Here is a 23275-nt window from a genome sequence, read left to right on the forward strand (position 1 = left end):
CACATGCAAACCCCACTGACACCGCAGGAGACAGCAGCCTTCGCCCGTGACGGCGCCGTCATCCGCCGAGCCTTCGTCCCCGGCCGCCTCGTCGACCGCGTCCGATCGAGTGTTGACGGCTGGTACCGCACCGAGATGGATCCCGCCCTCATCAGCTCCTACACCCAGCGCACCTTCGCCCCCGACCTCGGCAATGACCACGACGTCCTCGCCCTGTTCCACGAATCCGGCGTCGCGGATCTGGTGACCTCGCTCGTACCCGAGATCGAGCCGGTCGTCACGGCGCAGATCCAGATCCGCGTCCCCGAGTCAGACACCGGCATCACCCAGCCCGAGAAGGCAATGCACGTCGACGGCGTAGCCTGCCCGCATCTCGACGCTAGCGAACTGCGGACCTTCACGCTTCTGGTCGGCGTCGTGCTCTCCGAGATCGCCGATTCCGACGGCGGCGCGTTGCGGTACGTACCCGGTGGCCATGTGGACATGGCGGAATGGTTCCGGACCGAATGGTCGATCGGTATGACGGACCAGGTACCCCCGCGCATCGACGCCGAACAGGGCACCCCGCTGCTCGGCTCGCCCGGGGACGTGCTGCTCATGCACCACCTCGTGCCCCATGCCGTCGGCCGCAACACCTCACCGACGCCCCGCATCATGGCCTACTTCCGGGTCAGCCACGCCCAGCACGCACGCCAACGATTGGAGGCCCTCCGAGACCCCTGGCTGGAATACCCGGCCATCCGCACCGTCACGGCCTGATCACCCCATGGGCCAGGCGAGTCGCGCTGTGCGGAATGCAGCGCTGGAGATGGCGCGGCCTCTGGTCTCCGGTCACGTCGTATTCCTCACGGGCAACGCCGCCACCAGCCGGGGGATGAAGGACTTCTTCGCCGACGCCGGCGCTGCTGCCATACACCGCGTCGAACTTCCTGAGGCTGCAGGGACGCTCGCGTCACGCCTGGCCGCAGCGGAACAACTGCTGGCGGATCCGTCCGAAGCGCTCGTCCGGAAGGTCGACGAACTCGACCATGACGGCCGAGGACTGGTGTACGCCGGCTCTTACACGGCCGTCCGCAGCTTTTGCGGACGGCGGGTGCTCGGCTCCCGACTTGAGTCACACTTCGCCGCCGAGCGAAAGGACGTCCAATACCGACTACTCGGACTCGCCACCTCAGACCGTCGACTGCTCAGGCTCGAGGACCATACCGAAATTCGTGAGGCGATCATCGCGCAGGTAACGCGCGGCCCAACTGTTGTCCAAGGCGTACCGCGTGGGTTACTCGCGATCGGCGCTAGCCACACATACCTCCTCCCGGAGGATGCGTCAGCCATCAGGATCGGCCAACTGCTTTCCAGCATCGCGGAGGATTGCGCCGATCTCATCGTTGGACCCCTTCACGCCGGGCTTCCGTGTACCTACTACGGATTCCTCACGTCGGATCACGTGGTCGACTTCGGCCCTTTCGAAGCCCTTGTGTACTGGGACCGCCGAAGCTGGCGTCTTCACGCGCCCGGCGTCATCCGTCCAGTACGCCTCGGTGGGCAGGAGGCGGCCTGCCGCTCGGCCGTCCGCGCAGCCGCACGACAGGTGCAGCAACGAATCGACTATGCCGGCGCATTCGGCACCGACGGCGCCGTCTCAACCACTGCATATTCCGTCCACAAAATAAACCCGCGAGTCTGCGCGGGATTCGCACTTCTGGACAGCATTTGCCAGGACTTTATCCCCCTCGCTGCGGTCGACCTCGTGGTTCGAGGGAAGCGGCCCCCCAAAAGCCACCCTCTCATGGTCCGACTCGAGCAACTCGCTACCGCACTGCGCCGCATTCAAACACCGTTGATTCGCCTGTGGGACGGGAAGCATAGCGGCATTCAAGAAACGCTGACCGCATCGGCCGTACGTGCGTCTGATCCAGCGGCTTGGCTGAGCATCGCTCGTTCATGCCTCGCCGACAAGAACTTCGTATCGATCACGCAATTCAACCCAGTCGGAGGCTATTAATGCAAATAGTGAAGCCAAATGACCTTGCTCTTGCGGCGCACGCCATTGAAGCTGGCGAACTCGTGGTCGTCCCCACCCAACGCTGGTACATGCTCTGCTGCGACGCGTCGAACCCCGATGCCTGCGCCCGCATCTTCACCACCAAGAGAAGGCCGCCGGACAAGTCCCTCCTGTTCGTCGCGCAATCCCCGGAAGCCGTGCGTCAGCGTTTCCACGTGAGCAAGGAGGCGGAGTTCCTCGCCGCGGCATTTTGGCCAGGCGACCTCGCCCTGCTCCTACCCTGGCGTGACCCAGCCGAAGGGGAACGCCACCAAGCGGTAGGCGCGCCGGAAGCGCTCGTCACCGTCGCGCCGGGCACCCTTGGTGAGCTGGCAGACCTCACCGCCGTCCCCATCGCAGCGACGTCCGCGAACGTTTCCGGAACAGAAGGTACTGCGCCGTCGATCACCCTTGAGGAGGTACTCAACTTCGTCGCCAGCACGAGGGCAGACCTCCCGATCGTGGTAGACGGCGGCGCCTGTCCCATCGCCAACCACCTCACGATCATCCGCTGCGCAGCAGGCGACACCGAGATAGTCCGCGAAGGGGTCGTGCACCCGCGGGCCGTCGCCGCTGTCCTCGGATGGGCCGGACGGGACCAGACAGCAGCAGGATAATTGCGAACGGCTGATCCCGGTCGGGCCAAGCGATGTCTCGCAACCCAGTAGCGGTACGACTCGGACGGTGGTGGGTCATCGATGGTTACCGGTGTTCTCAGCCTACCGTCCAGAGTTGACCCACCCGCTCACCCCGCCTGCAGCCAGGTGCTCTGCATCGCCGGCATCACCAACATCGCCGCGGCCAACCGCCGCTACGCCCGCGACCCGAACCGACCGCGTTGCCGTGGCCCTACACCGTGGCTGTGGTTGCTTCCTGTCGCACGGTAACCTCCCTCCATGCCCGGCGAAGCGATGCACAAGAAGGGTGCTGACGGGGCGCAGCGCGCGAAGCGCTGGCTCGACGCGACCACTCGGACTCGTGCATCATGGACTAACGAGGACGAAATAGCCGGCGGCCGACTCGAATTTAATTGGCCGCATGCTGGCCAGGAGCCCTACTCCTTCGACGTTGGAGGATTTCTTTACGGAAAGCCGTTTGACAATCATTCATTCATGGCCGAAGTTAAGAACTATTCTGGCGATAGCCTCGGAAATGACTATGACGACTTCCTTGCAAAATGCTACCTGACCTGGCGGGAGAATGCTCGTTGGGCCAATCAATTTATGTTCCTAACGTGGCACCCGTTTCGCATCAAGAGCTGGACTCAGTTGCGCGACCCAGATGCGATCGCCAAGGGGTGCATCGCCAATCGTCGCCGGCTCTTCGGCATCGAGGATGAGGTCGAAGCGCAAGCGCATATCGACACTTCCCTCATCAACGAACTCAAGGATCGCCTTTGGGTTGTCGTTCTCTCCGAGAAACAAGAACAACTCTTGATTTCCGACCAAGATCGCGCTCTGATCGTGTCCTCTCGCATCGAGAAAGGACTAATGTGAGCCAGTTCGGTGACACCATAACCGGCCTGGTGGGCGAGAGTCCATCGGATCGGATCAGTGCTATCAAGGCAGCGGTTGTCGAAAATTTACGTGCCGCCGACAGCCGGATGAAGATCGAGACAACCGATCACTTCAACCACTCCTTTGTGCCGGACCTCGTTCTATCATGGCCGGGTCAAACCGAAAATCGCCGCGTTTTCCTGCGCACGTCATACCGCGTTTGGGACCTGCTTCGTGACGTCGACCTTCTCGCTGGCGATAAACCTATCCTCATGCCGCTCGTGCCAATGCGGGAGCAGGATGACGAAGGCGACTATGCACTGCGTGAACGTACCAAAGAAAGCCGTGTTCTTGTCACCAATCCATATGGATTAGAGGCCTTCACCGATAGACGTGACACCGCGCCGGTCGTAGCGCTATTTACTCACGCGATACTTCAAGGCGGACGTGGGGTTATCACGACAAGCCGGGCCCGCGAGATTAGTGGTCAAGTTGCTGCTGGCTTCTCTGGCGCACGCAATGCCTCCTACCAAGCGACCAGCGCAGCCCTGACAGTCAATGAAACAAATCTTGACCCACGCAGGGCGTCCCAGATGAACCGCCTCCTTCACGCGCTGTGGATCGGTTCAGGCGCTTCTCCCAGTGAATTTCCCGGCGTAACCGACGGGACGGCAACCCTCGATGAGGATGCACTGCGTTTCGTTCTTGAAATGCCCGACCTTGAGGACGACGCTTTCTGGCGCCGCCTCGGTCAGAATCTTACTACTGAACGGCTCTGTCAACTCGCTGACTTCCCAGCAAACGCCAATCTTCAACGGTTGCTGAAAAATTGCGCTCGCCGCCTCACCGCCAAAGCTTGTCGCGTGGTCCCGACTCCGCAGAATCCGATCAACAACCTTCCTCAGTGGTCGATTTCATCAAGCACTCTTACATTGCATTCTCCTCGTTATCGCATACATTTCGCGCCGCGATCGGTCATGGAGTTACCCGCGAACACTTCGGATCGCGCAGCGATATCGGTTTCGGAGCTTAAGAGAAGAGCAGGTGTCGCAGGAGTAGCTGTCTCCGAGGTGCGCCTATCTAACGGTGACGCCACCTTAACTTACGCCTCAAGCGAACGACCCGATGTAGCCCAGGACGACTTCCTGAGCGTCGTCGCCTCTCTCCTCAGCAATGGATTCGTTGCCAGCGTGACGGCGCGAATCGGCATTGGATCAAGAAGCGTGCGATGTTCTTTTGAAACCCTGACCGGCGCCGGGAATGGTAGTGCCCGTTACTTTCTGGCCGAACTTGCCACCGTCGCCGCGCCGCTGCTCGGTCCGATACTCAGGGACGAATTGATTGCCATTCGATCCGCAACCTATTCCGGTGCCGCGGAAAATGAGTCGGCACAGAACTCCGAAAAGGCAGAAGGGGGAGCTCTGTAGCATCTCAAAATACATAACCATAGTGGTCGCAATGTGCACTAGGGAGTCGCACTCCACTGCCATGTTGATGTCACAATTTGGGGGATTTGCAGGGAGGTGCAGCAGCCATGTATAGCGTCAATTCGAGTAGTACTGCCGAGCTACTGCAATACCTGCATGAATCGCTCCATACTCATTTTCAAGGCCTTCACCGTTCGAGGCGACAGCTGGAGACGAGCTCACCGGTGTTCGCCTTGGAACATGGCCTGTCTGGCGACGACCTCGATCTTCTAATGTCGACCGTCCGTTCCGCAGTGCGGAAGGGTCTCGGCGCCGGTAGCCGTCAATGGTGGCTGCCGTTCGTCGTCTACGCGGCTGAGTCCGGCTACCACTATGTCGGCGATGAGTATTGGCCAAGCTTCGAGCAGTCGACCCCCGGTTGGCGCAGCGACCAGCGACCATGGGTGAAAACATCGTTCCAGAGGTTCGCAGCCGAATACGGCGGTGCCGTGCCAACTGGAGCCTTCGCATCCAACTTTACGATCATCGCATGGCCGATCACACACGCGGTTTTGCCCACGTACCTCCAGCGTCAGCTAGCCCAGTTGTTGTTCGATTTCAGGGGCGCGCTTACGTCCGATTTGCTCGATGATCCGGCCAGCCTCGGCGCGCGGTTGGCTCGTCGTGCTACGGCCTACACGGACAGATTCAGGATCTTCTGCGAGAACACGACGCTTGTCGGCCAAGTCGCTGCCGCGCTCCTGTCAGGCGACGAAGAACAGACACCGTACCTCTTGCCGTCGACCCTGGAGCGGATTGTCGAAGGCCTGTCCGAAGAACGGCAGGCCCGTCACTGGCTTAAATCGGCTCAAAGGACTGCGAGCCGTGTTCGCGGTTTCCAGCTGCAGAATGGCGAGACAACCACACCGACCAGGACGAAAGTCGTATCGCGCGCCACTGATCCGCGCCTTCTCCTGCGGCTCGAGACTACGTGGACCGCCTATGCGGCGTTACCCGACCTGACCTCCCTCAGTGCGGAACTGCCGTTTGTGTACGACCAGCTCAGGTCATCGCGCGGCACCGTTAACGGAGCCGCGCGGGCTATACCGCCGAGCGCGTTACTCTACGGCGGACAGGAGGTGCGGCTCGCCAGGTGGCCGCAGCCGGACCGGCCGTTTCTGCAGTTGGAACGGGGCGACGGGAAGACCAACCGCGTGCTTGCCGACGAGTGCGTCATCACCCACGGGCCGTGGTGGGTGTTCCGACTATACGGCACCGGCTTGGCAGTTGAGGTCAAGGGCAAGATCGTTCGTCCTGGTCGTCGTTACCTCCTCGTCGCGTCTGCGGCCACAACTCCGCCTGTGGTCCCGTGGTTGTCACAGGTCGCTATCGACGTGCAGGGGGTCAACGCCTACGAGCTATCGATTCCCGAGCAGACCAGCGAGTCTCACGAGGCTGCGTTACGTGATAGCGGCATTGCGGTCATGTCGCACGTCGAGATTCGCCCGGTAGGGATCGTCGCAAGTGTGTGGGATGGCGACGGCGAGGTCGAGTGGCTCGCTGGCGAGCCGGCCATGCTTGGCCTGAGATCTGATCTCCTTCCTCTGCGTTGCCGGGTGAGCGTGGACGGAGTCACCTACTTCCTCGAGTGGTCGCCTGGTGAGGTCGAACTAGTGTTCTCACTAGAGGGACTTGCCGTTGGTACACACGATCTCAACGCCGTACTTCTTGGAGAGGGCGGGCGGAAACTTGCCGCTGGCTCGCTCGACATAACGATTCGTGATCCGCAGGTTCGTGCAGAAGGTGCTTCAGTTGGTGAGGGCATCCGGATGCTTGCTGCGCCTGCCCGTCCAACGTTGAGTGACCTCTGGGATGATCGCGCAACCATCAGTATCGATGGTCCGGCGGGAGCCAGCGCAGAACTGCTGGTTACGCTTCGCGGCGGTGACGACCAGGCCGTGGCCGTATTGAAGCGGTCGATCCGCATGCCTGTCGACGCGGCATCGTGGAAGGCAACGGCGAAGGCGGTCCGCGCCGACAGGCGTTTCCGCGATGCGTACGACCAGGCCGAGTCATGCGTCGTCAGTGTGAGGCGGGAGGGAGTCGGGTTTGCGGCTCTAACCTGCGAACGCGGCTTCCAGCCACTTCGCTGGCACTTCATGCGGTCGCACGATGGTCAGGTCGTTGCTAGTCTGGTCGACCGGACTGACGGGGGCAGTACCGTGGTCGACTTTTTCGCCGTAGAAGCGCCGTTAATCGCTGTTCCGAAGTTAGCAACTGAACCGTTCGACGTGCCCGCCAGGGGCGGCCTCGCGGTCGCACGAGCGGGAGATGTGACGGCTGCCGTGGTCCTGCCGACAAATCCAAACGCGGTTTTTCAGCTTGCGCCTGCTCAACCGGCGATTTCGCCTCCGTCACGGTCAACGGATTCGATCCTTCACGTTGCCCGAGCGCATCAACAGTGGCTCAACGCTGATCTGCCGGCCGACGTCGTCGCCATGTACGAGCAGCAGATAGTCGGCGATGCGATCGCTCGATCCATTGGCACCGCAGTCGGTGGCAGTCACTGGGCCCGCCTAGAGCGGCGACTGGCCACCGCGGGCGAGGCTGCCGACTACCTCCAAACCATGCAGGAGGCGGTTGGCGTCATCGGTCAGCATAAGGCGATCGCGTCAACCATCGCTTTGAGCCTTTACAAGTGGCTTACGCCCGAAAGTTTGTTGACCGGCTTCGAGCAGGTCATGCTGCCTTTCCTTGCCTCCTATGGAATCATCGACAGGCCAGCGACACCCCGATTTCTCCTGATGCTCGCCGGGCGCCCTGACTACATCAGTGAGTGGGAGAAGTCGGAAGCGGAGTTCATCCTAGATCGCGTCCTCCAGTCACCAATACTTTACCGCGTGGCACGATTCGCAATGCTCGGCACTCGTGCACTCAGCGATGCCAATGACGGACAGCGGGGGTGTTAGTGAAGCTCGCAAAGTTGTCTACTGAAGAAGCGTCGCGTCTCGCCGTTGCGACGTTGAAATTGGACGCAGAAAGCGTCGATCTTGGGTCGCGCGAAGGAGTATCGGCGTCGCTGCGCCGTGCCGCGTCTTTTATGTGTCCAACCAGTCCCAATCGTCTGGTCGACGCCGTGTTTAGCGCGATGCGCCCTCTACGCACGTGTGAACTCAGCCGCGATGATGTCGTTGATACGCTTGAGTTGCTAGTGGCGTCTGGCGACCTGCTTGAGCTCCGACGTGAAAACGGGAGATCGACCCGGCTGCTTTACCTAGCGCCTCCGTCATACATCGAGCTGGTTCCTGGCACATATCTCCTCATGGGCATCCGGCCGTTTGATGCACCGCTTCTTGAGGACGACCTCGCGCTCGACATCGACTACGAGAATCACACTCGTATTTTGAAACTCGATTCTTCGACGGCTACTTCCAGACTGGGGGCCCTCGGACTTCAGCGCGTCATGAGAAAACGCTGGGTGGCAAGTCCTGCACCGGAATTGCCAAAAGAGTTGATCGGTCGTTTCCGAGCGCGCCTCGATGTCGCGGGCGAGGCTGGTCAACTCGATGGCCTCTACATCCTCGATCCGTTGTCGTCCGTCCGCTACTACCGGGGGCGTTGGCGCGTGCCGGTGCCCTCTGACACAGGCGACTTCGTTGCGCGGCGTCCACAGGCTTATGGTGCCGATCTGTGGTGCTTGCTCCGCCTGCAGGAGGGCTTCCCCCAACGCATCATCGACCTGCCGGTCGAGGATTCCGTGGTTCCTGGACGCGATGAAGCGTGGCGCTACCAGGCGGCCGTCGACGCGTTAAGCGGCTCCCCGCAGCAATTCCGCATTCGGCAAGGTGTGACGCGTGACGCCACCTTCGATTTCTTCTTACCCCTGCCTGGATTCGCTGAGCGCTACCTGCAACTTGTCGGTCTTTCGCTCGGTAAGACGGCAGGTGCACTGTTCTCGTTTCGGGTGCCGCACGCCGTAGCCGGCGAGGTTGCGGCGTTTCTAACTGACATGCTGTGGATGGCTCAAGAGGGGGAAGCGAGTGGGGTCCGAAACGCTCACCATCGCCGAGACGATCGCTGAGATCCGAACGGCGTTGAGGGATTATATCGAAGCGACGTATCATGTCGGTCACCCCGCAATCATTGAACAGCGTCGTCAGTTGCTGGAAACCGAGGGCGTGCTATTTAGAGCACCGTTCATCGAGAGCACGCCGAGGTACCAGACGAATCGGCGTTTCGCAGATTTGGATCTTGATCCAGCGGTTCACCAGCTTCTGGGGATGCTAACCAAGAAGGCTGGCGATCTCGATCGGCTGCTCTATGACCCGCCGTACACGCACCAGGCTGAGGCGCTGGAGTGGACCTCGCGCGATGGTATGAGCCTAGCAATTACGACCGGTACCGGCTCCGGCAAGACTGAGTCATTCCTGTTGCCGATGTTAGCCAAACTGGCGGCCGAGGCAGCACATAGGCCGTCATCCTTTAAAGCGCCTGCCGTCCGAGCCTTGATCCTCTACCCAATGAACGCCCTGGTGAACGACCAACTCGGGCGTCTGCGACTCCTGCTCGGCGACCCGCGGGTAACGACCCAGTTCGACGCGTGGGCGGGGCGGCCAGCGCGATTCGCGAGGTACACAAGCCGCACTTTGTATCCGGGCGTTCGCACGGTGAAGAAGGACCAGCAGCGTCTCAACTCGATCGAGGAGTTCTACATGCTCCTTATCGACCAGGCAGCCGACCCGGCATCACCTTGGCATCAGCAGGCAACGGCGCTGAAGGAGAAGCTCGAAGCGCGGGGCAAGTGGCCGGCCAAGCCAGACCTCAAGGCTTGGTACGGCCTAAAGGGCTCCCGCTGGCAGGACAAGGATAAGAATTATCTCCGGGCGGTCACGCGGCCAGACGACGCGGAGTTGCTGACGCGTCACGAGGTAATTACGGCGCCACCAGATGCCCTGATCACCAACTACTCGATGCTGGAGTACATGTTGATGCGGCCACTCGAGCGGCCGATCTTCGATGCCACACGTCAGTGGCTGGGCGATAATCCCGACGAGAAGTTCCTCCTAATCGTGGACGAGGCTCACCTCTACCGTGGGGCAGCTGGGGCAGAGGTCAGTCTGCTACTGCGTCGGCTGCGCTCTCGGCTGGAGATTCCAGCGGAGCGTCTCCAGGTGATCTGTACCAGCGCTAGCTTTACGAGTCCTGAGTACGCTCGCGACTTTGCGGCCCAACTTGCCGGCAAGGATGTAAGCGACTTCCGTACCGTCACCAGCAAGTCGGCCCTCCGGGCTGGCGCCAGCGCCGGCACCGATGCGGATGCGGTAACGCTCGCAGCCGTTCCGCTCGACGACTTCTACGCTGGCGAGACTGACGCAGAACGCGCCGAGGCCATCGCCGACCTGCTGACGTATCGGGGGGTGAGGGACGGCGGTCGCGGCATCGGTGTACTGCTCGATGAAGCACTTGCGTCGTACGGACCGATGAACCTACTCGTCAACGAGACCATGCAGAAGGCTCAGCCGGTCGGCGAGCTTGGTCGGGTGATCTTTCCTGGCGTTGAGTCCTCGCTTGCCGACCGAGCCGTGACGACACTCGTTGCTCTGGGGAGTGCTGCGAGGCGGACGGCTGACCAGCCGGGCCTGCTCCCTTGTCGCATCCACGCCTTCTTCCGTGGACTCCCTGGGCTGTGGGCCTGCCTTGACGACAAGTGCGATGCTCTCAACCGCAGTACGTTGCCGTCCGAGTTTGGGCCAATAGGGAAACTTTACGCTCAGCCCCAGGCAACGTGCGACTGCGGTGCTCGGGTGTTCGAGTTCTACACCTGCCGCCACTGCGGCTCGGCATACGCGCGTGGCTACACCGATGACTTAGCAGACCCATCGTTCCTTTGGCACGAGCAAGGGGGCGCTTTCCAGAGCACTGCCGGCTCGATCCCGGAGCTATTTGCACTTGACTTGCTCCTCGAAGAGCCTTCGGCTGGTCAGGTAGAAGTCGCCGAAATCGACCTCGTGACAGGCCGCCTTAACCCGCCGAATACCCCGACTCGCGGGCGGGTCGTTTTTATTCCGAAGCTGCGGAGCGGCGAGACCGTGACGACCGACGACGGAGACGACGGTGACGACGAGGCTGAGGCGAACGGAGAGTTCAAGCCGTGTGGCGTTTGTGGCCAACTTGCGGGTTTTGGTCGCTCGTCTGTCCAGGACCATCAGACTAAGGGTGACCAACCTTTCCAGGCTCTCGTCGCCCGGCAGATCGAGGTACAGCCACCAAGCGCGCCATATACGGACTTTGCACCTTTGCGAGGTCGGAAGGTGCTGGCGTTCTCCGACTCGCGTCAAGTTGCCGCGCGCCTGGCACCGAATCTGCAGGCATACTCGATGCGAGACGTAATTCGTCCGTTGATCCTTCGAGGGTGGACTGACCTGACGGCACAGCAGGGAATAGGTCCGCAGTTGAGCCTGGAGCAGCTTTACCTTGCCGTTTTGGTTGGCGCCAAGGAACTCAAAGTGCGGCTGCGACCTGAGCTCCGACAGGCTGAGTCGCTCCACGTCCTCCGGGACGTCGGCAAGGCTATCGACAACGGTGCCCTAAACGGCAACCTCGCCGCAACGTTGGAGCTTCGCACGTTGACGGCTGTCCCGCCTCAGGCGTTACTGCGCGCCATTTACGCTACCCTTACCGATAAATACTACGGCCTAAGCTCGCTCGGACTTGCTTCCCTGCGAGAGAAGACGAGCCTAACGGGCGAGTTGGTCGCAGAGCTTCCGCGCATTGATGGAATTGCGATCACCGAAAGTGAAAAGCTCGCCCTGCTGCGCATGTGGCTAGCTCAGTGGGGAACCACGGCCCGCGGTATCTGGTTCTCGTCGATGACCGAGGAATGGTGGCGCCAGAAGGGCGGCGTGAAACCGCACTCGGGGAACTTTCAGGCCATCGAAAGTTGGCTCGGCACACCGGCAGCGAGGAAGACGTTCAAGCAGACCTGGCTCCCCGTTCTTCAGACCAAGTTCTGCGAGCGCAGCGGTCAGAAGTTCCGTCTGTTGGCAGGCAACGTCGCCCTGGCTCCTGGTGGCGAGTGGGGATACTGCGAACGCTGCCGCTTCACGCAACGGCCATTCCCCGGATCGGAAAAGTGCATCAATTGTGGCACTTCTAAGGTCCGCACCCTGGACCCCGACACCGACGCTGTCTTCCAAGCGCGCAAGGGCTACTACCGTGCGAGTACCTCTCGCGCCCTACAGACGCCACCGGCCCAACCCATGAGCATCATCGCAGCCGAGCACACTGCGCAGCTCAATGTTTCGCAGTCCGACGATGTCTTCTCACGCGCCGAGGAGTACGAGTTACTGTTCCAGGACGTAAACGTAGGCCTGCCACGACCAGGCGAGCCGGAGCGGACCGCCATCGACGTGCTGTCATGCACGACGACGATGGAGGTCGGCATCGACATCGGCAGCCTCTCCGGGGTGGCGCTGCGGAACATGCCGCCCTCACGCGCTAACTATCAGCAGCGCGCTGGTCGTGCGGGGCGTCGCGGGAACGCGGTGGCGACGGTGATCGCCTTCGGCAGCGCGGACACCCACGACGATCACTACTTTCGCAATCCCGACCTAATGATCCGCGGGCAGGTCGACGACCCGATCTTGACACTGGACAACGATGAGATCGCACGGCGCCACGTCACCGCCTATCTGCTTCAGCGCTACAACCAAGACCGGCTACCCACCATCGATCCCGAGGAACAACCGCAGTTGTTCGAGGTGCTGGGCACGGTGCCTGAGTTCGTTGGTACCACCTCGCCGCTCAACCGCACTGATTTCGAGGAATGGTTGAATCAGCACGAAGCGTCCCTGCGCGGCGATGTCGACTCTTGGCTACCGTCCGAACTGGCGCCGGCTGACCGCGACGCTGTCCTCAATGGTTTGATCACCAGGACGCTGCGCGATATCGACGAGGCTCTTAACCTCGAACCCGATGGCAGCCTCCCGCAGGCCGACGTGGGAGACGCGGCGCCCGCAGAAAGTGAAGTCGAGGATGGTGGCCCTACGGAAGACGGCGCAAAATTGCCGACCGAGCAGCGAAGCCAAACCAATCTGCTCGACCGGCTGCTATACAAAGGCGTGCTACCGCGATACGCCTTTCCCACGGACGTGGTCTCCTTTCATGTATTCGACCGGGACAGATCAGAGCCGTTCCACACTGTGTCCCGCTACGAGCCCAGCCAGGGATTGCCGATCGCGCTCAGCCAATACGCGCCGGGCAAGGTGGTGTGGATCGACAACAAAGAATGGACATCGGGCGCAATTTATGCGCCACTCCGCAAGGAACTTTCCCAGGCGTGGCGTGACAGATGGCTTTACTTTGAGTGCCAGGTCTGCCACTACGCAAAGCACTTCCCATATGACAAAGCGGAGCGGGGCGAGGAGCGTGATTGCCCAGCCTGCAATGCTGTCGGCAAGTTTGGCAAGGCAATGAATTGGATGCGTCCACCTGGATTTGCCCACCGGGTAAGCGATGATCCAGGCACGAGCCCAGACGATGCACCGGCAAATAGCTACGCAACGAGAGCAAAGCTGGTCGCAGAGGGCCCAGAGGAGGAGGATGCCTGGGATCGCGTCACGGATCGCCTTGAGCAGACCTATCGGCGCGACACGCTGCTGGTCACTAACACCGGGCCGAAAAGTGAGGGCTACAGCTACTGTACCCGTTGTGGCCTAATCGAGCCCACAAAGGGTGCGACCGGCATTGTGGCTGGCACTCATCCAAAGCCATATCCCAACGAGCGCGAGCCGGATTGTCAGGGATCGGCATCATCTCGTGGCTTGGTGCTTGGCACCGACTTTATCTCTGACGTGCTGCTGGTTCGGATCCAGGTTGAGAAGCCTCTCACTTTGCGCCCAGAGCTTCTGTCCACTCAAGTAGCACTACGAACGATCGCTGAAGCCCTCACCATAGCAGCGACCGGCGAACTCGATGTCGATGCAACCGAACTCCAGGCTGAATACCGCCCGGCGCTAACTCAGGCCATCAATGACGGTCTCGAGGCCGAAATCTACCTCTACGACACCCTGGCCGGCGGCGCCGGGTTCACTCGCCGAGTCCATGGGTACGGCCGATTGATCTTCGAGAAGGCACTCGACCGATTGGAGGAATGTCCATCGGACTGCGACGCGTCCTGCTATAGGTGTTTGCGGAGCTTTCGAAACCGATTTGAGCACGGCTTGCTCGACCGGAAGATCGGAGCGGCATTGCTGAAGTACGTCCTGAACGGCACGATGCCAGCCCTCGACACTGTGCGAGTCAACCAGTCGATCGACAAGCTGCTCGCCGACCTGCGAAGTCGAGATATTGGAGGGGTCGAGTTCAGGAAAGACGAACCTGTCGAAATTGAGGGCATCGGAACGATCAACGCGCCGATCCTTGCTCGTGCGAATGGGCGCGATCGGATCTTCTACATCCAGAGCCCGTTGACCCGCGACGTTCCGCCCACCCGTGAGCTGCGGGAAGCCAAGGAACTGGGCGGTGTGCCGATACACCCAGTCGACGACATGATCGTCGTGCGCAACCTACCCGTCGCGAGTCAGCAGGTGCTCAAGTTGCTCCTCTGAGTCCGTAGAAACGGACTACGGCTCAGGAGTTGCGGCGTCGCTGGCGCTGCTTCCTGAGCCGCCAGTCGCGGTGCGCTAAGCCTGGCGTGCGATCGCATCTCCGGGGAAGGCCACGGGCAGCAACTCGTCGTCCATCGAAAGTGGAACGCGTGCGCCGTGCCTAATCGGGCGAACCAGCCGGTGCTGTTGCATTGACTCCCGGACGTGCTTCTGCGCAGCACGGTTGCGACCCCACCGCTCTAGCCACCACTGCGCCACCGACTGTCCTTCGTCACTTGGCTCGGGGTCAACCAAGTACAAGGGTTCCTTGTCAATCCCAAGAGAGTAGTCACGTACGTTGGCAACCAGAGGTACGCCGTACAGGATCCGCTCACGCCCGTGTTTTAGTAACTCATTCGTTGGCCATCCGAGAGAGGCAAGGCCGAGGCGTACCTTTCGAAGCCGAGGGCTGACGCCTTCGCCGAACAGGCTATTGACACGGACACGCCCACCTGTGTGTTCCGAGAGTCGGACCAACGCCTCCACGGTCTCATCAGAGAAGTGGGACGTGCCGAACGACCGTGAACGCCCCAGTTCCGAGAACCCCATGCGCGCGTGCTCTGGCCCACCCATCACGCTGGCTGGCCAGAATAGACGGTTGTACTGGCTCGACCCCGTCCCGTAAAGCGAGGTCGTACTTAGGACCGACAGCCGAGCCTCGCGCATGATCGGCCGACCAGCCATTGCCGAGGCAATCTCGCTTGGCCGGCGGTACTTGTCCTTGTACGCCGCCAGCACAACAGGTGAGACAGCCAGAGCCCCGACCAACTTGCCGGCAGCTAAGGCGTTGTATGGTGCAACGGCGCCGCAGATGGTCAAATCGGCGATGACGGTCCCGACACGCTCGCCTCGGGCCCGCCGAATAAGGCGCCCGATCTGCGTCCTCGCTTTTGAGTTGCCTAGAGCTCGCCTTAGGCGGGAGGCTGTCGGCTTCGGGGCAAAGTAAGTTCCGAGAACGCTCCTGATCTCCAGCGTTTCTGCAAGCAGAGCTGAGCGTTTCGACCGGAACAGATGGGTTTCGGCCCGCTCAATCCATGCATCAGTCTCGATGTTCCGCACTTCGCGGATAGGTCCGCCACGGTGATGTTTGGCGCGATGCCGCTCGGCGTCGGCGCGTAGCCGAGCGATCACGTCATTCGTTGGCACCTTCAGATCATCCGGTTGCAGGACGCCGTCCCGCAGGAGATCGTCAACGTAAATCTCACCCTGCTGCGCGTCGATCCGACGCGCCAACCAGCGGGCAAGGCGGTCCGTTGGGTCATCCTCGATCGCGGCTAGGACCTGCTTAGTGTCCCATCCCATCCAGGAATCGCGCTCCGCAATCTGAACGACAGGGCTGGAGATTGCCGCAAGTCCGATTACTGCGTGGTACTCGGTCGCCGCATCGCGGATTAGGATCGGCATCGAGCGTCCAGGGATGGTCGAGTATGCGTTAGACCACGTGTGGCGAAAGTATCGCCAGATGTCGTGTAGATTGAAGCCGGTCATTTCGCACGTCGCCGAAGAGTCCACGATCTGCACGTAGGGCTGGATCGTGTCGGTCGCATCCGGGTTGGCTTCCAGAGAGTCCGCGAGTTCTCGACCGTCGCGCATAAGATTAAAGATTGAGATGAGTCGGTCACCACGTTGATGTGTACGCTCCATGCTCTCGACGAAGCGCCGCACGCTTGGCTGGCGAAGTTGCGCATCGCGTCGAATGTGCTCTTGTCGCCGGACCCGTGCCTTCTCTATCTCGCGGTCAACATGTGTCTGCGGCGGGCAGAGCAATGGACCAAACTTGTCGATGTCGATGGCCCAGCCCTGGTCCACGAGATCGATGACTGTATGCGCGGCAGCGGCGAGCCCTGGCTGGTTGTAGATGTCGCCTAGTTCAGCAGCTTTGAGCCAATAGGCGTGCTCAAGAGGAGCGCCGGGGTCGAATTTTTCCGCGGCCAGCAGTCGGCAAAGCCTGCTAAATCCCTGCCTTTCCTTCCGGGTAGCCCCCAGTGGAAGAACGAGCGGCAGGTACTTTGCGTCGTTGTCGGTCATGACTTGCGTAGCATCCGTCCATAGTTGCTGCTCCAGATTCGGAGCAGGTCGTCAAAGTGCTGGCCGGACTTCTCCATTTGAGCGGCGCTACGTGCGAACGAAAGCAAGAACAGTTCCAGGGATGTCCGAAGCTCCATGGCGGCCTCGCTTTCGATCGATTGAAGCGGTCGATACAGCGCTGCGAAAGCTGGATGGTCGACGTTAAGTGTGAGGTCGAGCATTCGCTGCGTGAGGGTCGATCGAAACATCGACTCCACGGGCATCGGCTCCGACCCAATCCTGTAGGTCAGCGCGCCGCCTCGTCGTCCGGAGGTGATGACGGGGAGATCGCGATCGGCCGCGGCGGCGATTCGACAGGAAGTCTCAGCTGCCGTCTGAAATTTGACTTCCTCAAAAGCCTGACGAACGCGGGCATTCAGCAGGCGGGCGATGGACTCGAGCTCCGGCTCGACCGCCTCACGTAGCGCGGCCGACGGACGGACGCCTTGTTTGTTGATGGTGATGCCGAAGTGCTCGTCCAGCACGGGCTCGAACTCGATCTCGCAGCGCCACCAATCGTCATAGTTCTCCTTGCGCTTCGCTCCCATGAGGTGCCAGCCGCTCGCGATTTCACGCCCCGCGCGCAGGATTGAGACGCCGCCTTGGCCGACGATGCCGATACGGCGCTTGGTAGCGTTGTCCAAACCATGCCATCGATTTACGGGGAGCATCGCGAACCGCACGGTCACTGCGGATGTCTCACCGGTACTCGTCTCCAACTCGATCTCCAGCGGCTGAAACTCGAGCCGCGCGGTTGCGCGCTCGACCTTCGTGCTGAGCAGCATCGGGTCGACGGGCTCCACCTGCGATCCGTTGATCGTCATAGCAATACCAGAAGTGAGAAACCGCCGGTAGATTCGGCCTAGGGCGCGGTGCAGGGAGCGCTCCAGCCATGCCAGACGACGGTACTCAATCCGATCACACTGCATCCAACGAACGCGGCAGCCTGACGTACTGATGCTCGTGGACGATCCGCGCCGGGCGGTTAGGTTTGGGCTGGATCCTGCAGCAATTGCGTCGACGTCGAGCGCGACCCATTGCTCGGCTGCACCGTCACGCCAGGTTGTCACCTCGACACGTCGTGCTTGACTGAGGCTGGCCGCCGGCAGTCCCATCCCGAACCGTCCAAACGACTGCCGAGCGTCGAACCGGGACGATCCCCCGAACCGCAGGCAGGTTTCCAGTTCGTCCTTGGACATACCGACGCCGTTGTCCTCGACAACGATCTCCGGTAGGGCATCGGTGGACCACCCGATGCTGATGGCGATGTTCGTCGCCTCCGCCTGCAAGGAGTTGTCGACCAGTTCAGCGAGCGCCGTGGACAGACTCAGATACCCAGACTCCCGGACTGCCCGGATGAAGTTCGAGGAGACCACGAGATCGTCGACTGGGTGATGTTGTCGGCTCATGATCCTCCGTGCGTTGACGCGAAACCCTCTGGCCTCAGAGTAGCTGCTCGAGAGGTTCCAGAACACGGGGCATCTGCGCTGGATCGCAGCCTCACGCCCGAGTCGTTACGGTCACTGTGACTCGCTTCGTCTTGGCCGGTTCGGTCAGGTCGAGTCCCTGCCCGCTGGCGAGTAGGAGGCGGACTGTGGGGCGCGAGGCACCTGCAACCATCACGTACGGCTGAGCGTTTTCCAACCAGACCAACTTGCCCGTCCGCTGGAGGTCGAAGACGATGACGTGGAGGCTGGTAGAGATGGAGACGAGCCGGCTTTCGACTGACGCCCTCTCGACTGCATCGCCGACGACGGCCTCTGGGAGGGGCGAGGTCGACTTCAACGAGTTGATCCCGAGCACCTGGAGGGTCGCGATCACCTCACCCCGGAGGCGGTCCAGAATCGCCTGAATCTCATCAACAGTCTGAGCGGCAGTCACGAAGGCATTATCTCGCCGTCGCCAGCTGGGTTGGCATCCCGGTCGGGCTGGGGGCGGACGTCAGCTGCCTTCTCCTAGTCGCCCGACAATGATGTGACCCGCCTCCGCGCTGTTTTTCTGTGGACAACACGTCAGATCCGCTCGACTGTTCGGCGGCTGTCTTCCGCCGTAGCACCCGGTTCCCAACTCCGGCCGGTCCCCGCCCCGAGCCGGCCGCCGGCCGTCGCCCGATGTGGTTCGACAACGCGAAGCGCAGAACTTCAGAGATTCGTCCGGTTCACGCGGACGGGTTCGATTCCCGTTGGCGCCACGCTTACTGGGTGAAGGGTTCGTCGTGGTCGTATGCGGTTCGCAAATTAAGCGCCTTATGCGCTTTTGCGATGACCCAAAGCCGAGAACCGCGCCAACGGTGGCAGAGGGCCGACTGCACGCGGTGACCATCGCGATTCAACAGTAGTGGTCGGACGACTAGGGGCTGCAGCGCCGGTGCTGATGAATCGGTTCAGCGTGGCGGCGCTACGACGGGCGGTATGCACTGGCCGGTCAGGGTATCCGCCGACGGACAGCCGATAGCGTCACAATCGGGCCCTGAGCTGCGGGTATGCGGTTCTTATTCTGCCAACTATGGTCCACCAAAGTTCGCGCAGGTCGACGGCTCGTTACCGCAGTGAGGGTAACGGGCCGTTCCCATGTTGGTGCTTACCATGGGAGCACAAGATCATGTCCGCCGCGGGGTGCGATGGTTGCGTCCGGCCGAGCGGGCTGGTCGGGTGTTTCCGCGAGGCTCCGCCAGCCGGTGGGTCGGACGCTGGACTCCTGGCGATGGGCGTGGCCGCTCCTGTGCTTCGAGGACGCGGAGAGGTTGATTGGAGTGGCGTTGCTGCGCTGCGGCTGCCCGTGCCGCCGGTGCACCGAACACCTGTGCTCGGTCGGCTCAGGCTGGGAAGCGCCTGTGGGCCGGAGACTCAGATCGCCGCGACGCATACCCCGAGACGGCGTTACCGGCTACCACTTGCAGTCGGGGGAGGCCGGTCTGAGCTGACCCGATCGAGCTTCTGATCCGTAGTCAGATGACTAGTGGTCGTGAGGGCAGTCCAGAACGCAACGTCTAGTCCAAACGGGGGATGCCAGTCCAGCCGCAGCCGGTGGGTCCAGCCCAGGTCAGGCACGGTTACGGACGCACACGCAGGCGAAAGTCCAGAAAAGGCCCGGCAAATCCAGTTAGTAAGCCGACGTCCGAGCACCATCCCCACCAGCTCGATGAAGACTTGCGGCCCCCTACGGCAACCGATGAGTTGACCTCTGATGGCATGAAGCTGAGACGCAGAATCCACCGCGCGTGACGCCGTCCAGCCAGCCCGACGGCGCCCGAGCACCATCCGAGCACCAACGATCGCCACCCAGACCAACCACGGCCGCACCTGCGATACCCCGCCCGCTTCCCTAAAACAGATGCGGAGCCACATTGAGAGGCAGTTACTTTCAGTAACCAAATGTGGTGGCCGGCCCTCTGCGAGACCGCAGCCAGCCAGCGCATTCAGAGCGGCGAAGCTGCCAAGGCCGCACAAGACGGGTCCTGCTCGGCTGCCGGCGGGGTCGACCAGGGCCGCTGCCCGTGCCAACCAATAGTTCTGTTCGGCGAACGAAATTCCTACATCCGCTCATGCCGCCGTCCGCGCTCGGCGCGTCGCGAGCAATGGCTCTGGCGGAGGGCCGGCGAGCGGTTGCGGGTACAACGCCCGCCGGCGCAATCAAGAGTACGAGGCCAGCGGTCCGGCACCAGCCGGAGTGTTCGCAATGCCGCCGATCGTATGCGGTTGGGTGTCTGTCAAAGTTGCGGCGAGCGAAGCCGCGTGGGCATGACCTCCCCGCCGTTGACCCGTACGAGCTCGTCGAGGATCTCGACGAGCCGCTGTTGGGTAACGCCGTCCTCGCTCCCGACGAACATCCTGTCGGCCGGCTGCTTCGGCAGGAAGGCCGCAACGTCGACACGCGGTCCGTAAAACAGGCAGACCTCGGCATCGAGCGACTCGCTCGACATGCGCAGCAGCCACGTAGGGTCCATGCCTGCCGAATCGAGAAGGCCTTCGAGCGCGATGGACAGCAATGACGCGTTCGCCTGAGTCCAGGAACGAAGGGCGTCTCCGAGTTCCTGGTCTCGACTTTCGTAAGGCTCGTCGGCTCGCTGATCCGGTGGTCGCATTTGCCGAACGTAGTGTTGGATGTCGCCCGACAGGTACACGGGACCCCTCAAGATCAATTACTCTTTTGCCGCACCCATCGCGCGTCACTGTGTACTACCTGTCGGCACCCCGCGTGCTGTCTGGGTGTCCTGCGTCGCAGTCGGACGCGCGACGGTGGGGTCGGCTTCGGTGATGTCAGCGGTACTCGCCGACAACCGTGATGGTGCCGACGATGTTGGCGTTGAGTTCCGCCAGGTCGTCGGCGGGGATCCAGTACTCGAGGATGGTTCGTCCGCCGACCTGATGGACGTCGTATCGATCGAGGAACGAGCGCCGGACCTCGAACCTGGTCACGTATCCCGCACCGGAGGCGGGGACGTTCCAGTCCCGGGCAATCATGGAGGCGTACTCCTCGTTCAGCACCGGGTAGAAGATCGGCTGGTCCGGAAGCCGTGGCGGCCAGGCACGCCAGTTCGACTTCTCCACCAACGCCAGTTCCTCCGGACCTGTCGGCCTCCACAAGCTCACCGTCTCGAGGTTCTCCACAGCTTTATGATCGTCCGGCACGTGGCCGCCAGCCACCGATTTCCCACCCGGCGGCCCAGATCAGACCCCCGCCCGGATCTGCCGCTGATAGCGCTCGCAGCGGCTGGCGAGGGGTCACGCTGCGCGTCTTCCGGACGACCGGCCGGACGGCGACGGGGCCGGTCAGTCTGGGGTGAACAGGCCCTGGATGCCCACCACGACGGCGATGACGCCGAAGACGGCCAGCAGCAGACCCACGCCGGGGCGTGCCGGGCGGTCGGCGGAGGGCGCTCGGCCGGTCAGCCGGTGCCACAGCAGGGCCACGCCGACGCCGATACCGACCACCTCGAAGTGGAAGACGTGCGGCCCAGAGAAGAGGTGGACCAGCAGGTAATAGCCGCCCGCCACTAGGGCCACGACCCCGACGATCCAGCCCCACGGCGCGACCTGGGCGGCGAACCGTTCGAAGCCGTGGCCGACGCGCGGCACTTGACGCAGCAGGGCGGTGGCGAGCAGCAGCCCGCCTAGAATGTTGGCGAGGTCCAACAGGAGCGCCATGATCATGCGGGGCCGCTTACCCGTTCCGGGAGCGCTCCCAAACCGCGTGGCGGAGCTGGGCGGCTCCTTGCCGCGTGCCGGTCGTTGACCTGCGCCCCAGCGCTTTCCGGATTCGCCGCGAGGCGAGCAACTAATCAGACCGACGTGCTTGAGCGCTACCGGCGGTGGCTTTCCACCAGGCGGTCAGTCGCTCGGCCGCTGGTGCGGTCTGCACGAGGCCGGAAGACATACCGAAGTGACCAGTGATCTCGCCGTCGAGGAACAAGCTGACCTCCCTGGGGCCGGCTCCGAATGACGACAGCCGTGTCACGGTCGACTACGCCGATGGCACCCGAGCAGCGATCATCTCGGTCGGTGAATGGCACACCGACACGGGTCTCGGCAACGGGCACTGGACCGTATTGGTGCCGTCAGCGATGCCCACGCCCGAGCCCTGATGACGCTCCGTCAATCAAGCAATCTCGCGTAGTCGGGTAGCGCGGGATTATTGGCAGTGCGCCATCACCTCGTGCTGCGACCTGTGCCCGGCGCTGCGTGGGTGACGCATCAGACGGTCGAACGCCAAGGCGGTTCGGACCCCCGCACCAGCGGGCGATAGAAAGCCTCGGTGCGTCCGGCGACCGGGGGCGCTACTGCGGCCTCGCCAGCGCATTCATCTGCCAAGATAATGCGTCCACTCAGCTTGAATATCAGTAGCTCACTTTCGGTTTTTTTTATTAACTTTAACGCGCGTTCTCAAGTTGTCTAGAGATGCGCGCTACGAGATGCAAATCGGAGCAGTGTTTTCACCAAGCGAATACGTGGTCGAATCGTTGGACCCGATGTCATGCCCGACGCTCGCGCAGATATGCTGAATCATCTGGGCTGAAGAAGGCCCATTGACTCCCCACAATCTGACCGTATTGTCGTCGGCCCCGCTGGCGAGTGTCTTACCGTAACAACTGGTGCGCCGGTTGGTGGCGAAGTTGTAAGAGTACTTTTCGCCGACGTGACTCAGGGCCCAGTTGGCAGCCGCGTCACGGTTGGCCTGGGACGTACTCAGATACGTCTCTTGCGCACCTTTATCCACGTTTCGGTCTCGGTATCCTACCGTGCGCACGCCCTGGCCGAGTCGCCATATTGGGACCACACTCGTCGTGTACCAGAACTGGCGTGTGACGGCGAACACATAGTATGTGTTCCTCGGTGTCGGGGTCCTTCGCACCGACCTGGACGCGCAGGACGATGAGCATCGCGATCGCGGCCGGGCTGAGCACGGCCATCCAGCCCGAGGTCCATAATTCGGGCGGCAGCTGGATGTAGCGGTGGATATGCGCGGCCTGGGGCTTGTTGCGGCGCAGCCGGTTGAACGCCAGGCCGGGCGTCTCGTAGTCTGGTGGCCGCCCCGCATTTCGGACACCGCTGGTCACGCCGGGAAACAGCCGTACGCTCATAGCCTCACCGTTGCCGTCCACTCGGACGGGACGTCGCC

The 23275-nt window shown here is 62.0% G+C and carries 16 protein-coding genes; 9 read left to right on the forward strand and 7 right to left on the reverse strand.

Annotated features, from left to right (window positions below; all coding sequences use genetic code 11):
- Window positions 1-3 precede the first annotated feature (3 nt).
- From Afe05nite_RS26835 to Afe05nite_RS26870, 8 genes are all read left to right on the forward strand, one after another.
- Window positions 4-759, forward strand: coding sequence for a phytanoyl-CoA dioxygenase family protein (locus Afe05nite_RS26835; protein ID WP_203819979.1), 756 nt, complete (start codon window positions 4-6; stop codon window positions 757-759).
- A gap of 49 nt (window positions 760-808) precedes the next feature.
- Window positions 809-2002: a hypothetical protein gene (locus Afe05nite_RS26840; RefSeq protein ID WP_203819980.1), complete on the forward strand. Its 1194-nt coding sequence runs from the start codon at window positions 809-811 to the stop codon at window positions 2000-2002.
- Window positions 2002-2658: an L-threonylcarbamoyladenylate synthase gene (locus tag Afe05nite_RS26845; RefSeq protein ID WP_203819981.1), complete on the forward strand. Its 657-nt coding sequence runs from the start codon at window positions 2002-2004 to the stop codon at window positions 2656-2658. The genes Afe05nite_RS26840 and Afe05nite_RS26845 overlap by 1 nt, the downstream gene beginning before the upstream one ends.
- 279 nt (window positions 2659-2937) lie before the next feature.
- On the forward strand, window positions 2938-3537 hold the full coding sequence (locus Afe05nite_RS26850; protein WP_203819982.1) for a hypothetical protein: 600 nt from the start codon (window positions 2938-2940) through the stop codon (window positions 3535-3537).
- Complete coding sequence (locus Afe05nite_RS26855) at window positions 3534-4964, forward strand: hypothetical protein (protein WP_203819983.1); 1431 nt, start codon at window positions 3534-3536, stop codon at window positions 4962-4964. Before Afe05nite_RS26850 ends, Afe05nite_RS26855 begins: the two co-directional genes overlap by 4 nt.
- 224 nt (window positions 4965-5188) lie before the next feature.
- Window positions 5189-7912, forward strand: coding sequence for a hypothetical protein (locus Afe05nite_RS26860; RefSeq protein ID WP_203819984.1), 2724 nt, complete (start codon window positions 5189-5191; stop codon window positions 7910-7912).
- Window positions 7913-7926: 14 nt separating this feature from the next.
- Window positions 7927-9024, forward strand: a complete 1098-nt coding sequence (locus Afe05nite_RS26865; protein ID WP_203819985.1) for a hypothetical protein — start codon at window positions 7927-7929, stop codon at window positions 9022-9024.
- Window positions 8984-14551, forward strand: a complete 5568-nt coding sequence (locus Afe05nite_RS26870) for a DEAD/DEAH box helicase (protein WP_203819986.1) — start codon at window positions 8984-8986, stop codon at window positions 14549-14551. Before Afe05nite_RS26865 ends, Afe05nite_RS26870 begins: the two co-directional genes overlap by 41 nt.
- Before the next feature lie 75 nt (window positions 14552-14626).
- Here the strand turns inward: Afe05nite_RS26870 and Afe05nite_RS26875 are convergent, their stop codons facing one another.
- The 6 genes from Afe05nite_RS26875 to Afe05nite_RS26900 form a co-directional block, all read right to left on the reverse strand.
- Window positions 14627-16618 (reverse strand): Druantia anti-phage system protein DruA, encoded by a 1992-nt coding sequence (locus Afe05nite_RS26875; RefSeq protein WP_203819987.1) that lies wholly within the window; start codon window positions 16616-16618, stop codon window positions 14627-14629.
- Complete coding sequence (locus Afe05nite_RS26880) at window positions 16615-18066, reverse strand: ATP-binding protein (protein ID WP_203819988.1); 1452 nt, start codon at window positions 18064-18066, stop codon at window positions 16615-16617. The genes Afe05nite_RS26875 and Afe05nite_RS26880 overlap by 4 nt, the downstream gene beginning before the upstream one ends.
- Before the next feature lie 91 nt (window positions 18067-18157).
- On the reverse strand, window positions 18158-18538 hold the full coding sequence (locus tag Afe05nite_RS26885) for a hypothetical protein (RefSeq protein WP_203819989.1): 381 nt from the start codon (window positions 18536-18538) through the stop codon (window positions 18158-18160).
- A 1828-nt stretch (window positions 18539-20366) separates the two neighbouring features.
- Window positions 20367-20741 carry a hypothetical protein gene (locus tag Afe05nite_RS26890; RefSeq protein ID WP_203819990.1) on the reverse strand — a complete coding sequence of 125 codons (375 nt, stop codon included), beginning with the start codon at window positions 20739-20741 and terminating at the stop codon, window positions 20367-20369.
- 175 nt (window positions 20742-20916) lie between these two features.
- Window positions 20917-21249, reverse strand: coding sequence for an ADP-ribosylation/crystallin J1 (locus Afe05nite_RS26895; RefSeq protein WP_239118217.1), 333 nt, complete (start codon window positions 21247-21249; stop codon window positions 20917-20919).
- Between the two features lie 180 nt (window positions 21250-21429).
- Window positions 21430-21810 carry a hypothetical protein gene (locus Afe05nite_RS26900; protein ID WP_203819992.1) on the reverse strand — a complete coding sequence of 127 codons (381 nt, stop codon included), beginning with the start codon at window positions 21808-21810 and terminating at the stop codon, window positions 21430-21432.
- A 236-nt stretch (window positions 21811-22046) separates the two neighbouring features.
- Here Afe05nite_RS26900 and Afe05nite_RS26905 point away from each other — a divergent pair, with 236 nt between their 5' ends.
- A complete protein-coding gene (locus Afe05nite_RS26905; protein WP_203819993.1) occupies window positions 22047-22241 on the forward strand; it encodes a hypothetical protein in 195 nt (64 codons plus the stop codon).
- Between the two features lie 624 nt (window positions 22242-22865).
- Here the strand turns inward: Afe05nite_RS26905 and Afe05nite_RS26910 are convergent.
- Entirely contained in the window at window positions 22866-23237 is a 372-nt protein-coding gene (locus Afe05nite_RS26910; RefSeq protein WP_203819994.1) for a hypothetical protein, read from the reverse strand.
- Window positions 23238-23275 lie beyond the last annotated feature (38 nt).

The organism is Paractinoplanes ferrugineus (assembly GCF_016862195.1).
GTDB classification, from domain to species: domain Bacteria; phylum Actinomycetota; class Actinomycetes; order Mycobacteriales; family Micromonosporaceae; genus Actinoplanes; species Actinoplanes ferrugineus.